10 protein-coding genes are annotated in these 13,060 nt (G+C 46.8%); 8 read left to right on the plus strand and 2 right to left on the minus strand.

All coding sequences use genetic code 11. The annotated features are described in order from the left end of the window. Positions 1-44: 44 nt before the first annotated feature. Positions 45-1,967 (minus strand): RecQ family ATP-dependent DNA helicase, encoded by a 1,923-nt coding sequence (locus ACZ5DR_RS03910; RefSeq protein WP_377366441.1) that lies wholly within the window; start codon positions 1,965-1,967, stop codon positions 45-47. A 150-nt stretch (positions 1,968-2,117) separates the two neighbouring features. On the opposite strand from ACZ5DR_RS03910, the gene ACZ5DR_RS03915 reads away from it, so the two are divergent. From ACZ5DR_RS03915 to ACZ5DR_RS03945, 7 genes are all read left to right on the plus strand, one after another. Further along, complete coding sequence (locus ACZ5DR_RS03915; protein ID WP_377366440.1) at positions 2,118-2,945, plus strand: AraC family transcriptional regulator; 828 nt, start codon at positions 2,118-2,120, stop codon at positions 2,943-2,945. 54 nt (positions 2,946-2,999) lie between these two features. Further along, positions 3,000-3,593: a LysE family translocator gene (locus tag ACZ5DR_RS03920; RefSeq protein WP_377366439.1), complete on the plus strand. Its 594-nt coding sequence runs from the start codon at positions 3,000-3,002 to the stop codon at positions 3,591-3,593. A gap of 146 nt (positions 3,594-3,739) precedes the next feature. Further along, positions 3,740-4,348, plus strand: a complete 609-nt coding sequence (locus ACZ5DR_RS03925) for a LysE family translocator (protein ID WP_377366438.1) — start codon at positions 3,740-3,742, stop codon at positions 4,346-4,348. Between the two features lie 82 nt (positions 4,349-4,430). Beyond that, entirely contained in the window at positions 4,431-5,084 is a 654-nt protein-coding gene (locus ACZ5DR_RS03930) for a TIGR02466 family protein (protein WP_377366437.1), read from the plus strand. A gap of 244 nt (positions 5,085-5,328) precedes the next feature. Continuing rightward, a complete protein-coding gene (locus ACZ5DR_RS03935; RefSeq protein ID WP_377366436.1) occupies positions 5,329-8,136 on the plus strand; it encodes a PAS domain S-box protein in 2,808 nt (935 codons plus the stop codon). Continuing rightward, entirely contained in the window at positions 8,129-9,658 is a 1,530-nt protein-coding gene (locus ACZ5DR_RS03940; protein WP_377366435.1) for a chemotaxis protein CheW, read from the plus strand. The genes ACZ5DR_RS03935 and ACZ5DR_RS03940 overlap by 8 nt, the downstream gene beginning before the upstream one ends. Before the next feature lie 72 nt (positions 9,659-9,730). Beyond that, the gene (locus ACZ5DR_RS03945) at positions 9,731-10,066 is read left to right on the plus strand and encodes a DUF4870 family protein (protein WP_377366434.1); all 336 of its coding nucleotides are present in this window, start codon (positions 9,731-9,733) and stop codon (positions 10,064-10,066) included. A gap of 62 nt (positions 10,067-10,128) precedes the next feature. Here the strand turns inward: ACZ5DR_RS03945 and ACZ5DR_RS03950 are convergent, their stop codons facing one another. Continuing rightward, positions 10,129-11,619 (minus strand): sugar porter family MFS transporter, encoded by a 1,491-nt coding sequence (locus tag ACZ5DR_RS03950; protein WP_377366433.1) that lies wholly within the window; start codon positions 11,617-11,619, stop codon positions 10,129-10,131. 534 nt (positions 11,620-12,153) lie between these two features. On the opposite strand from ACZ5DR_RS03950, the gene ACZ5DR_RS03955 reads away from it, so the two are divergent. Beyond that, positions 12,154-13,050 carry an aldo/keto reductase gene (locus ACZ5DR_RS03955; RefSeq protein ID WP_377366432.1) on the plus strand — a complete coding sequence of 299 codons (897 nt, stop codon included), beginning with the start codon at positions 12,154-12,156 and terminating at the stop codon, positions 13,048-13,050. Positions 13,051-13,060: the final 10 nt, after the last annotated feature.

Genomic DNA, 13,060 nt, shown 5'->3' on the forward strand with positions numbered 1-13,060 from the left:
AGCACCGTAAGAGCAATAAACTAAGACGGTGCTAGTGTATCATTTCACAGTTTTTCTGCTTGGTTTAATAAGGTTTTGTACGCCACGTTCTCATATTTGGCGAAGCTTGGCTGCTGTCGGGCTTTGAGTTTGGTGAACACAGGTTGCGTTAAACCCGCCATGAATCGAGCTAACAATACTGGCGTCACTTGCTCTGATGGCAGCTTTTGCAATAACCAGAGTTTGGCTCCTTGCAGGTCAGTGTTGAGATCATCAAGAGAGGTGTCGTCTTCCTGTTGTTTCAAGGTCAGCACTTCCCCTCGGCAGACAGAACAGTGACCACACTGCTCTGGGGCCTGTTGATCACCGAAGTAGCGAGCTAAGTTATGATTTAAGCAACGACCCAGTTCGAAGAAGCGAATCATGGTCGCGATACGTTCGATTTCTGACGTTTCTTTTTGGGTGACATAGGCTTGCAGTTCTTCAGCCAACACTGGCGTCAGTTTTTCAACCTGTACTCCGTACACTTCTGTAAGGCCTTTGGTTTCTAGGGCAATCAGATCTCGATCCGCCAAATGCTCTAGTAAACTTAAGGCCATGCCTCGCTCGATACCTTGCTGGTGCAAGCGCTCGAAGTCCGGCACGCCCCATACTTTTTTAAAGTGGGTTTGTTGTGCCACCTTTTGGAGTGTTGTGTGATGCTCTGCTGATAAAGACTGAGCAATCTGTTCAAGGCTTTGATTCCATTTGAGTTTTACATCGCTGTAGTAGCTGTAGCGCGGCACAATGGCCCCCGCCAACTCCAGTTGTACCAGCAGCGTCTTTAAGGGCAGGGCCCGAATATTCGTGAGCTGGGATAAGCCATAGGCTTGGGTTTCCCATTCCCCATGGACAGTGTTGTCAGCCATTTCTTGCAGCAAGGTTTGAATGGCATGGGGCTCGGGGGTATCTCCATAGACAAAGTTCTCCAGAACATGAAGCCCCTCTAGGCTCGCCAACATCACACAGCGACTTGGCAAACCATCTCGTCCCGCCCGACCAATCTCTTGGCTGTAGTTTTCGATGGATTTCGGTAGGTCATAATGGACCACAAAGCGAATGTCCGATTTGTCGATGCCCATCCCAAACGCAATGGTCGCTACTATGATGCGGGTCTGCCCAGCCATAAAATCGTTTTGAATGGCGGCGCGAACCTCGTTGCCAAGCCCCGCGTGGTAGGACACTGCAGAATAACCGCTCTGCTGAAGACTGGCTGCCAAGTCGTCAGCGGTCTTTTGTTGCGTCACATACACTATGCCCGCCCCTTGTGTGTCATTCAGTACTTGGCGCAGCAAAGCCTGTTTGTCTTGGCCTTGGGCAGTGATGAGGTCAATGTCCAAATTCTGACGATAAAAACCCGTCTGCACTATGTTCTCTGGGGCGATTTGAAACTTCAACGCCATGTCTTTTTGCACCCGACGGGTGGCAGTGGCGGTGAGCAATAGCACCAATGGGATTTGTAGCTCTTGTTGGTACTGGGGCAGTTTCAAATAATCGGGGCGGAAATTATGCCCCCACTCAGAAATACAGTGGGCTTCGTCCACCACCAACATGGAAATAGGCACCCCTTGAATAAAACGACGAAAGCGTTCGTTTTTAAAACGCTCAACAGAGATCATTAGGATTTTGATCTCGCCATTACGCACTTGCTGCATCACCTGCTGACTTTCTTCTTTGCTTTGCGTGGAGTCCAAGCTGGCACTGGCGATTCCCTTACTTTGTAAAAACGCCAGCTGATCATGCATCAGGGCAATCAGGGGGGATATCACCAAGGTTAAGTGAGCTAATTGAGTAGCAGTCAATTGATAACACAAGGATTTGCCAGAGCCCGTGGGAAACACCGCCAAGGAGGACTGCCCCTGCAACAGTTGCTCAATGGTGTGTTGCTGGCCTTCGCGAAACTGGTCAAAACCAAAGTAGTCGTAAAGCGTACGCTGCAAAGTTGTCATGTATATCCTTGTGGTCAATCGATAGCTCCCCTATTCTCTCGGTTCTAACACCAATGGGCAAAGCATTGCGCAATTTCATCCAATCTTTCTTTACTTTACTGGGTTAGAGTTTAATCCTTACTCAAGGGTTCTATTTGCACTGAGGTGATCATGCCGAAAGACAATCAGTTTCAATTTGCCACCAGCCAAGCCGTTGACGGTGTAATGTTGCTGAGCGCATCTATGACTGACTTTTCTTACGGCCGCCATGCCCACGAAGAGTTCTCCTTTGGTGTCACCTTAGCAGGCCGCCAAGATTTCTTTACCCAAGGGGAGCAGCGCCACAGCTATCCGGGGAACGTACTGGTGTTTAACCCAGACGATGCCCACGATGGGGAGTCCGGCAGTGACGACACCTTGCGCTACCAAATGCTCTATGTGCACCCAAACCAATTAGCACCGTTTTTAGACGCAGTCGGTGTTAGACAAGCAGAGCAGTTCCGCATTGGGACACCTGTACTAGAAGACCCTTTGCTACGCCATCAGATTCTGCAATTGGCAAACTTGGTGAAGGATGAGGACACCAGCACCTTTGCCTACACGTCTGCCATGTTTGAATTTGCAGAGCAGCTGGCCCGCTTTGACGGAATCGCTCCTTTAACCCCCAATAAGCAACGGGACATCCTCTTGCTGCGGGCACGGGACTATCTTTATGACAACCTAGACAAAGAGATCTCTCTGGACGATCTCAGTCAGGCGGTTCACATGTCTAAGTTTCACCTGCTGCGTCATTTTAAACAGCACTTTGGCATGACTCCGTATCAGTTTTGGCTCAATGGTCGTATCAATAAAGCACGACAAGCCTTGCTGTCAGGCAAGTCTGTACAGGACGTTGCCATGTCGTTTGGCTTTAATGACGTGAGCCACTTCAACCGTCGCTTTAAGCCGATCTTTGGCACCACGCCGCGCCAATATCAGCGCTTTCTAGCGCAACGATAACCTTACCTAACGAATCCAACCGACTCTGCCCACGAGGCTCAAGAGGGACACCCTATGCTCGAAATTCTGTTGTTCTCATTATCTATCATGTATACCCCAGGCCCAGTAAACCTGCTGACTCTGCTCGCGGGTGTCAAAGGTGAAGGCTGGCGGACTTTGCAATTTTGTCTGGGGGTTGGGGTCGCCATGTGCCTGCTGTTTTTGTTGATCGGCTATTTAGGGGAAGCCATCGTTTCACCCCATTTGCAGCGAGTGGTCGGTTTGCTCGGCGGGCTGTATTTGTTGTATCTGGCGGTTAAGATCTTACGCTCCCGACCAAGCCCTAAAGTCAATCAGGAAGAGGGCTCCAAGTTGACCTTCCTCAGTGGCTTAATCATGCAATTAAGTAACCCTAAGGCGCTGATCGTGATCTTACCCGTTGTTACCATACAGTTTCCTAATGCCCATATCGTGGGGCCGAGTATCGCTCTCTGGTCTATTTTGCTGAGCTCTCTGGCGGCAGGGGCTCCGACCACCTATTGGTTACTCGGATCTCGCTTTAAGACAGCGGCTCTATCAGGCAACCGTATTCTCTGGATCAACCGATTAATGGGGGTCATGCTGGGGTACATCGCCCTGCAGTTCATTTTTGATAGTGTGGTGATGTGATCTTCCATACAACCCACCATGCAGATTGCCATACAGATGCATAGATCCTTTTCTGTATGGCAAAAAACCATAGCAAGTGTCCCTAAACGAGCTAGGAAAACCCCGTTACATTATCCATTCTGACACCACCCACTGAGGGGCCCCCTATGTTTTTAGACAGCTCGTTTTACCTCGCCGTGGCGACCTTTGCTTTCATCACATCGGTCACCCCCGGCCCCAACAACATGATGCTCTTAGCGTCCGGTGCACACTTTGGTTTCGTCCGTACCATCCCGCATATTTTAGGTATTGTATTGGGTATGGCGTGTTTGTTGACCTCAGTATTGGCGGGGCTTGGCACTATTTTTATCCTCTGGCCTCCGGCGCACGACATTTTAAAAGTCGTCGGTAGCGTGTATTTACTGTGGCTCGCTTGGAAGCTTGGCAGTGCTCCGACAGATGAAATCAGCGCCAAGGACCCAAACCATCGCCCCATGCGTTGGTGGCAAGCCGTGTTATTCCAGTACGTGAATCCCAAAGCCTGGATGATGACCATCGGCTGTATCACATCTTTTTCCATCGCTGGTGACCTGTATGTGCAATCTGGGGTTTGGATCATTATTTTATTTGCCTTGATGGGCGGCCCAGCCATCTGTTTATGGGCATGGGGTGGCATGGCCATTCGCCGTTATTTGAACAACCCTAAACGACGCCGAGTTTTTAACCTTTTGATGGGCCTTGCCACGGCCAGTACGGTACTGCTCATCATCAAGTAACCCTCTCCCAGGGAATCCGTTACTCGAGTTCTCTGTTACAATGCCTCAATTGTTGAACGACTTTTGAGGCATTTTTTTGCACATGAACAGCCCAACCATTGAAGCCATTGACGCATGGACAACCCCTCTGTTTGTCGCCCAGTTGGCAGATCATGAGTTTTTAAAAGATGCCCTGCTGGCACATATTTACCAGTGCCAAGCTCAACAGGCGAGTGAGGTAGACAGCCAAGTGGCGGTACTCGCCAAGCACAAGCTGTTTGAAAGCCAGCTAGACTATCTCGACGCAGAAGTACCCGAAGTAATGGAGCTGCGTCGTATACTGGAAGAAATCGTAGTAGACGTGGCCGGAGAAGTGAATCACGCCCATTGGCCAGAAGATGTCACCGCCTACGCCCATGCGATTGAATCTTGGTATCACATTACCCAAAACGGCGGCTACCATGACGCCCATTCCCATCCTAACTGCTCATGGTGTGGCATCTATTACCTAGAACCGGGAGACGCCACGTTAGATCAGCGCAATGGTATCAACCGGTTTTACGATCCAAGAGTGAATGCGGAACACTACGCCGACCCTGGCACCGCCTATTTAGGCAATCAAGGCTTTTGGGACTTTGCCCCTACAGAAGGCCAAGTGGTGATTTTCCCTTCTTATCTGAAACATTCTGCGTTGCCCTACTTTGGACAAAAGGATCGCGTGGTGGTGGCGTTTAATTGCGTAATCGAATTAGATTAGTCCACTCTCTTTTTTGAACAATGTCATAGATCTGTCAAAAGGGCAGACCTATGACGTTCAAACATTTTCGCTACCCGCCAGTTACAAAATAACACCCCTATTACAGCTCTTAACATAGCGCAACAAGAGTTAATCAAACTCACCCTGACAATTACGGCATCTTGTCTTTAACTAGTTGGCAATTAAAACATTAGTTTTTACTAAAGCATCTAGGCTGCTTCTGCATACAACAGGACATGTGAACATGAGTCACCAATTAGAAGACATTCTCAATCCCGAAGTACACTCAATTCTATCTGAAAAATCTGTCATTCAACGTTTTGTCAGCATGATGAAAGCAAACTTGGGAGTTGCCACTTTCACAGGAGAAGGACTACTCATAGAAGCAGACGACGCTTTTGCACGCTTCTTAGGAAAAAAACCACAAGAGCTAAAAGACCAACCTCTATTTTTCGATGATGTTATGGTCTGTGTGAAAGGGAATCACTTTGAAGATTTAAAAGAATCTCTTACATGTGACACTTTTATAAGCTTTGCAGAAGGGGCTGATTTGTTGTCATTCAAAGGACAACTCGTCACCTGTGATAACGATCAGTTCGCTCTGATTGGTCAGTTTTCAGAGTTCGGGCTGCGCTCTATGTACGAAGCCGAAAATGCTGTGAAAAGTATGCTCGATAACATACCAATGATTAAGTTTTCCCCCGATGGCTCCATTATCGATGCCAATAACTTGTTTCTTAGCAGCGTTGGCTACTCTCGAAAAGAAGTACAAGGCGCACATCACCGTATGTTCGTGGATGAAGAAACTGCAGCATCACGAGAGTACGCAGAGTTTTGGAAGCAGCGATCTCTAGGCATGAGCTACTCAGGAACCTTCCCTAGAATAAATGCCAACGGCGAACGTTTGTGGCTATTTGGCATGTACCTACCTGTCCATGGACCACATGGAGAAGTGACCAAAGTCATCAAGATCTGTTTCGATATCACTCAGCAAAAAGAAATAGAGATCGATCGTGAAGAAAAGCTCAACGCCATCAACAATACCCAAGCCGTAGTAGAGTTCACACCAGATGGTCGTATTCTAAAAGCCAACGACAACTTTTTAACTACAATGAAGTACGAACAAAGTCAGGTGATCGGTCAATATCATTCTATGTTCGTCTCTCGTGAAGAAGCCATCTCAGACAGTTACATTTCATTCTGGAAGGAACTCGCTCGTGGGCACGCTAAAGAAGGTCAATTCAAGCGTTACAACAGCGAAGGGCAAACCGTTTTCATTCAAGGTACTTACACCCCTATCCGTAACGTAAATGGCAAAGTCTACAAGGTTGTAAAATTCTGTTCTGATATTACGGCGAATGAACGCCTTAAAGCACGTGCAGACACACTTTATAGCGCTATTAACTCTAATAATTGCGTTTGGGAGCTAGACCTCGATCATCAAATTATCCGTGCTAATAGAAAGTTTGCCGAGACCCTAGGCTATCCCGTGGCAGAACTTGAAGCGATGGAAGAAACATCACTGATGGCATCAGCCACTGTTGAGAGTAATCGTTATCAAGAAGATTGGCGCAACCTTAAATTAGGCAAAGTCATCAACCGTGAGATCCGCCGACTCGACAAGCAAGGTAATGAAGTGTGGTTCAAGGCCACTTTCCAACCATTACCTGATAGTAATGGTCATGTCGAAAGTGTCTTAGTTCTAGGTCAAGATGTTTCACATGAGAAGCAGCTCTTCTTAGAAATCGAAGGCAAAATGAATGCCATCGAGCGCTCAGATGCCGTCATTGAATTCACGCCTGATGGCCACGTTATTCGTGCAAACGACAACTTCCTAAACACGCTGCAATATGAGCTCAGCGAAATCAAAGATCAACATCATAGGATGTTTGTGCCAAAAGATATCGCTGAGAGCCAAGAGTACACCAATTTCTGGCGTGAGCTTGGTCGGGGAGAATATTACAGCGGTGAATTCAAACGTATCACTAAAACCGGCCAAGAGATTTGGATTCACGGCACCTACAATCCAGTCTTCGACCTGAATGGCAAAATCAAAAAAGTCGTTAAATTCGCCAAAGACATAACGCGCCATAAATTGATTTCGGCGGAGTACGAGGCCAAGGTTGAGTCAATCGATAAGAGCTTAGCGACCATTGAGTTTGACCTAGAAGGCAATGTCCTAACAGCGAATTATAACTTCCTTAGCGCGATGGGCTATACGTTGAAAGAAATCCAAGGCCACCATCACTCCATTTTCTGCAGTGGAGAATATGTTCGCTCGGACGAATACCGTTCATTCTGGCTCAATTTGAGTGAAGGCAAGCCTATCAGTGGCCGCTTCCATCGCCTTGGCAAGTTTAATCGCGATGTCTGGATTCAGGCCTCTTACAACCCTATTTATGATCTGAATGGTAATGTCAGTAAGATCATCAAAATTGCATACGACATCACTCAAGAGATGGCGCTGCAAAACCTCATCATTGATGAGACGAAGAACATGAGTGATAACGTTACCAATGTTTTCAACACCCTAGAGTCGTCAGCAAAACAGTTAAGCGAAGCCGCAATTGCATCACAAAATACGCAGAACAGCGCTGAACATGGTGAAAAATTGATTAATGAGATTGGGGAATCTTGGTCCTCAGTAAAAGGAGCGTATGAAAACATCTCTGAGATCGTGACCCATATTCGAGAAATTTCCAGTCAGACCAATCTGTTAGCCTTTAATGCCGCTGTTGAAGCCTCTAGAGCAGGCGTTCATGGCGTCGGCTTTTCTGTCGTAGCAAGTGAGGTACGACGTTTAGCAGAAGAATCTTCACAAGCAGCGGAGCAAATTTACAGCCTTGTGAAGGAGATTAAATCAAGTATTCAGCAAGGCTCGAACATCAGTGAAGAAGCCAGCTCTGCATTCCAAACCATCGTCTGGAATGTAACCGAGACTCGCAACTTAATAAAAGCCTTTGAATCGTCACAGCAAATACAGCGAAATATTACCTCAGATGTCCACAGTACCTTGCAACAACTAGCTTCAGTGGTTTCTGACAATGGTTAACACTGCTGCCAGCAACACAATCGACAGAGTCGACACAGTGTTTGGTATTTTTGAATTTGCCAAACACTTGTTTAGTGTTCCAGCTGAAACAATTCGAGAGGTTTTGCCAGCTCATCACTTAACACCCATGTTAGGTGCAAACCCAGTGGTCGCTGGCACCATTCGGGTTAGAGAACAAAGCATTCCCGTTTTGCATACTCATATATTAACTGGATCGACTATTAGCGAGGATGAACAGACCACCAATGCGTTGCTGATCCTATCCCGGGGTGACTTATGTATTGGCTTAACGATCAGTGAAGTTATCTCTCTAACCGAACATAATGCAGCTCCTCCCAGTTATTTTACAAACTGTGATAACCAGCTGATTCATGGCACTCTGTTTGTACCAGAACTGAATAAAGACAGCGTGATCGTAAACACCGACTGGTTGTTCTCACGCAATGACTTACCAATGGCAACGGTAGCTGCCCCCGTATTGGATCATGGCAAGACAAATAACTCCCAAGTAAGTCTGACATCGTCATACTTTTTAATGAAAATGGGGGGAGCACCGATCACGATCGAATCCGATAAGGTCAATGCAACTATTCAAGTTAGGCAACTCTCACCCTCCAAAATCAATGCAGACATCATCTTAGGAGAAGTAGTTTATCTTGAGGAGTACGTGCCTGTAATTGACTTACAGTTATTATTGTTCGGTAAAAGTAGTCTAGATAAACCACGACAATCAGGCCCTGCTATCACCCTTAAAACCTCAGAAGAACATACCGTAGCTTTCTTGGTGGACGATATATTGAATATCGTGTCTATTCCAGATGAAACGTTTGTAGATCTGCCAGAGGAGGACTTCAAAGGAAAGCAATGGCTCAGTTCTATTGGTAAACCCAACTCAGCCACTCCAGATGAGTCTTTACTGCTCAATTTGGATGTAGACACATTGCGTACTCACCCTACGGTAATAGGGATTTCAAAGATGTGCCGTTCGACGCAAGCGAAAGACCATGAATTTGGCTCGAATATGTTTTCTGAAGAAATCACTTCGCAAAAGGAAACGCTATTAGTTTTTCGTCGAAAGACTACGTTTAGCATGCGTTTGACTGACATCGTCGAAATAAAAATGGCAAATATCCCTCTGATTCCAGTCCCCGATGAAAATGTATTAGGGGTCTTCCAACATGAAGGGGCATCATTACTGCTCTACGATATGGAGACTTTGTTCGGCCTTAACTTTGAGGATTTAGACGAAGATGAGCGTTATGAAGAAATCCCAATCAACCAACGAATTGTCATCATTCGCACCCCTGCAGGGAACCGCGCGATCTTAGTAGATGATTTGGTCGATATATGTGATGCAGTTCCGCTGGTCGGAGACGAAGCCCAGGATAATACTGAGCAACGTCACAACCGCCACTTAAGCTATTATTTGACTCGAAAAAATAACAGAAAAGTTTATTTAAGCTGTCTTAACCCTAGTTATTTGGAGACTGTAGAATCGATCAATACTGTGGTGCATAAATAGCGACTTACTTTGGGTAAAAAGACTCTCTCATGATAGCCTTTGGTTGCGTAGTCGAATTGGAGTAACTCTCATATGATGATGACGGAACGAGACGAACAGGCAAAAACCCAAGCACTCATCGCCTACTTGCTGATGGTCTTCGGTTTGTTCACAGGCATCTTTTGGGTAATTGGCGCCGTGTGGGCCATGGCTAAAGCAAGGGACGCGAAAGGCACTCTGTTTGAAGATCACTACCGCAACATGATCTCGATCTTTTGGTGGGGTATTGGCCTGAGCATCGTCGGCGTAGTCTTAGCCCTGTTTGTGATTGGCTACTTTATTTTATTGGGGGTTTGGATCTGGTCTGTGATCAAGTTATTTAAAGGCTTGGCTCGACTGACATCAAACCTACCTTACGAAAACTTCTAACCAGACACAAAAAAGCGCGCCAATCGGCGCGCTTTTTTAATCACTCTACTTTTAACTCTCTACTATTTGGCAACCATGCGTTTACTGCTTTGGATGGACTTCTTCCAAGCTTTTTTGCCATGCACTTTTTCCACCAAGATCTGCTCCATTTTCTCTAGAGACACACCTTTGGTCTCAGGCAAGAAGCGACCGACGAACCAGTATGCGCACATCATAATACCGGCGAATAACCACATAGGTGCCGCACCGTTGAAGTTTTCCACCAAGTAGGTGTTTTCGTTCAAGATTGGGAACAGCAAGCTGATCAAGAAGTTACTGACCCACAAGATCGTCACCGCAATGGACATACCAAGTGAACGCATTCGGTTCGGGAAGATCTCTGAAACGATGATCCAAGCCCCTAACGCCCAAGAGAAAGAGAAGAACACCATGAAAATCAGCATTCCTATCAATGTGAGGTAACCATATAAAGTAGCGCTTTCAGGTCCCACTTGACCACTTTCGTACAAGAAGTAGGAGGTAATCAACAGACCTAGAATACAACCAAGGGAGCCAATTCGAAGCAGTGGAACACGTCCGACGCGGTCCATCATAAAGGAACCAATCGCTGTACCCACCAACTGAATAACACCAATCCAAATGGTCATGAACAATGCGGTTTCTGCATCCCCTGTGACACCTTCAAGCAAGACTGGCGCGAAATACATCATCACATTCACACCACTGGCTTGCTGGAACACAGCGATCATACAGGCGATCACAGCCACCAACCAAAAGCGGCTTTCCCGTAACAAATCACTGGCTCGAGACTGGTGCTGTTTGCATTCTTGTTGCTCTTCGATACTGCGCTCGATGGCCTCTAGCTCTTTGTCTGCATAGGCCTCACCACCGATCTTTTTCAAAATCTTGTGGGCACGCTTCTGGTTACCCTGCATCACCAACCAACGGGGAGACTCAGGGATCAAAAACACCACCATGCAGAACAAGGCACAAGGAATCACCTCAGAACCGATCATGATGCGCCAGCCAACCGTATCAATCCACTCGGTAGCGGCGCCTTTAGCGATCATAAAGTTACCGAAGAAAATCACCACCTGACCAAACACGATGGCAAAGTTCTGCATCCCCACGGCACGACCACGAATACTCTTTGGCGACACCTCACTCATGTACATAGGCGACACACTTGACGCGATACCCACTGCCAAACCACCAATCAAACGATATACGATGAAAGAGGAGAAGGTTGTCGCTACCGCAGCACCCACTGCGGAAATGGTAAACAGCACCGCAGAGAGGATAAGGGTTTTCTTACGCCCTAAGCGTCCCGCTAACCAACCGGATGTGAGGGCACCAACGATACAACCAATGGCCACATTTGAAACCGCCCAACCGGTTTCAAATGGGGTCAGCTCGAAGTATCGAGAAATAGGATTTACCGCACCGGAGATAACGGCCGTGTCGTAACCGAATAACAAACCACCTAACGCGGCAATACCGCAGATCAGTAGTAAGTAACGAATGTTGTAAGCTTTGATTTTTTGATTGTCCATAAGATCACTGTTTAGTTATTAAAAGAAGGTAGAAGATCAACGAGGGACTGATTTAAATGGGGGCTGGATCGAAAAGTAGCTCGTATAACAAGCCTGCAAAGGCGTACTTTTTTACGGGATGGTAAGGATTGTTAGCAGAAGGCAAAATGCAACTCCAAATGGCTAATGACACTTTAAGGCTATCACAACCTTTTGACATAAATGCCGCATTTGATCGATTTCCAATCAAAAACTATCATCATTAAATAATTAATATACGCTTAGATGACCAGACAAGCACATTTCTTACACATTAATTCACCCCTGCTATCCTTTCCATAAGTCTCAATTGAGACACTTTCCAACGTGAATTTTCCCAAGCCTCTTCGGGCCCCTTTGGGGATCAGGCCATTAGTTTGTGCAAAAAATAAGAATAAGCCCAATAAACGCCCATTTCATTGCCTTTCAAGCGTCAATTTCTGAGCTAGGCAGTGGCGATTTGAGTTGCTAGAGTAGGCGCAAATACATAATAAAACCCATTAGGAGAGCGTTCGTATGACGCATCAATATCATCCACTTGGATTTGAAGGATCACGTATCGCGCAGGGCTATTGGCGATTAAACGAGTGGGGCATGAGCGACCAAGAGTTGGTCAGCTTTATCGAACAAAGCATTGCGGCTGGCATCACCACGGTGGATCATGCAGACATTTACGGGGATTACCAATGCGAAAGCTTATTTGGTCAGGCTCTTAAACTAAAGCCATCCCTAAGAGATCAACTTCAGATCGTCACGAAATGCGGGATTTTACTGCCCAGCAAACACCGCCCAGACATCAGCAGCCACCGCTACGACCAAAGCACCCAACACATTATCCAAAGCGTTGACCGCTCATTACAGAACCTAAACGTCGACAACATCGAGCTATTACTGCTGCATCGCCCCACACCTTTAATGGACGCAGATCATATTGCCGAAGCATTTGAGCATCTCTTCACCGTGGGCAAAGTCACCCACTTTGGTGTGTCTAACTTCACCCCACAACAGGTTGATTTGCTGCAATCTAGACTGCCTATGCCTTTAGTCGTAAACCAAGTGGAATTGTCGCCTTTAGAACTCAAGCATTTCAAAGATGGCACCTTAGAACATGCCCAACAACACGCGATCACACCAATGGCTTGGTCACCATTTGCTGGAGGGGACTTGTTCAAGCTAGAGGGCATTGACCCGACCTTGCATCAAGCCATGACACAAATCGCTGAGACTCATAATGCCAGCCTAGATCAGATCGCCCTCGCTTGGCTTATTCGCCATCCATCTGGTATTGCACCTGTCATCGGCTCAGGCAAAATTGAGCGGGTCAAGGCCGCACAACAAGCACTGACGATAGAACTGTCCGATAAAGAATGGTTCGAAATCTGGGTCGCATCCCAAGGCCATCCCGTCCCATAACCCATAGTTA

This window comes from Marinomonas vaga (genome assembly GCF_055388305.1).

Coding starts and splice junctions, on each gene's coding strand:
- ACZ5DR_RS03925 (WP_377366438.1), top strand. CDS start 3,740: ATGTTTTTAGACAGCTCGTTTTACCTCGCCGTGGCGACCTTTGCTTTC.
- ACZ5DR_RS03950 (WP_377366433.1), bottom strand. CDS start 11,619: ATGGACAATCAAAAAATCAAAGCTTACAACATTCGTTACTTACTACTG.
- ACZ5DR_RS03920 (WP_377366439.1), top strand. CDS start 3,000: ATGCTCGAAATTCTGTTGTTCTCATTATCTATCATGTATACCCCAGGC.
- ACZ5DR_RS03915 (WP_377366440.1), top strand. CDS start 2,118: ATGCCGAAAGACAATCAGTTTCAATTTGCCACCAGCCAAGCCGTTGAC.
- ACZ5DR_RS03940 (WP_377366435.1), top strand. CDS start 8,129: ATGGTTAACACTGCTGCCAGCAACACAATCGACAGAGTCGACACAGTG.
- ACZ5DR_RS03910 (WP_377366441.1), bottom strand. CDS start 1,967: ATGACAACTTTGCAGCGTACGCTTTACGACTACTTTGGTTTTGACCAG.
- ACZ5DR_RS03930 (WP_377366437.1), top strand. CDS start 4,431: ATGAACAGCCCAACCATTGAAGCCATTGACGCATGGACAACCCCTCTG.
- ACZ5DR_RS03945 (WP_377366434.1), top strand. CDS start 9,731: ATGATGATGACGGAACGAGACGAACAGGCAAAAACCCAAGCACTCATC.
- ACZ5DR_RS03955 (WP_377366432.1), top strand. CDS start 12,154: ATGACGCATCAATATCATCCACTTGGATTTGAAGGATCACGTATCGCG.
- ACZ5DR_RS03935 (WP_377366436.1), top strand. CDS start 5,329: ATGAGTCACCAATTAGAAGACATTCTCAATCCCGAAGTACACTCAATT.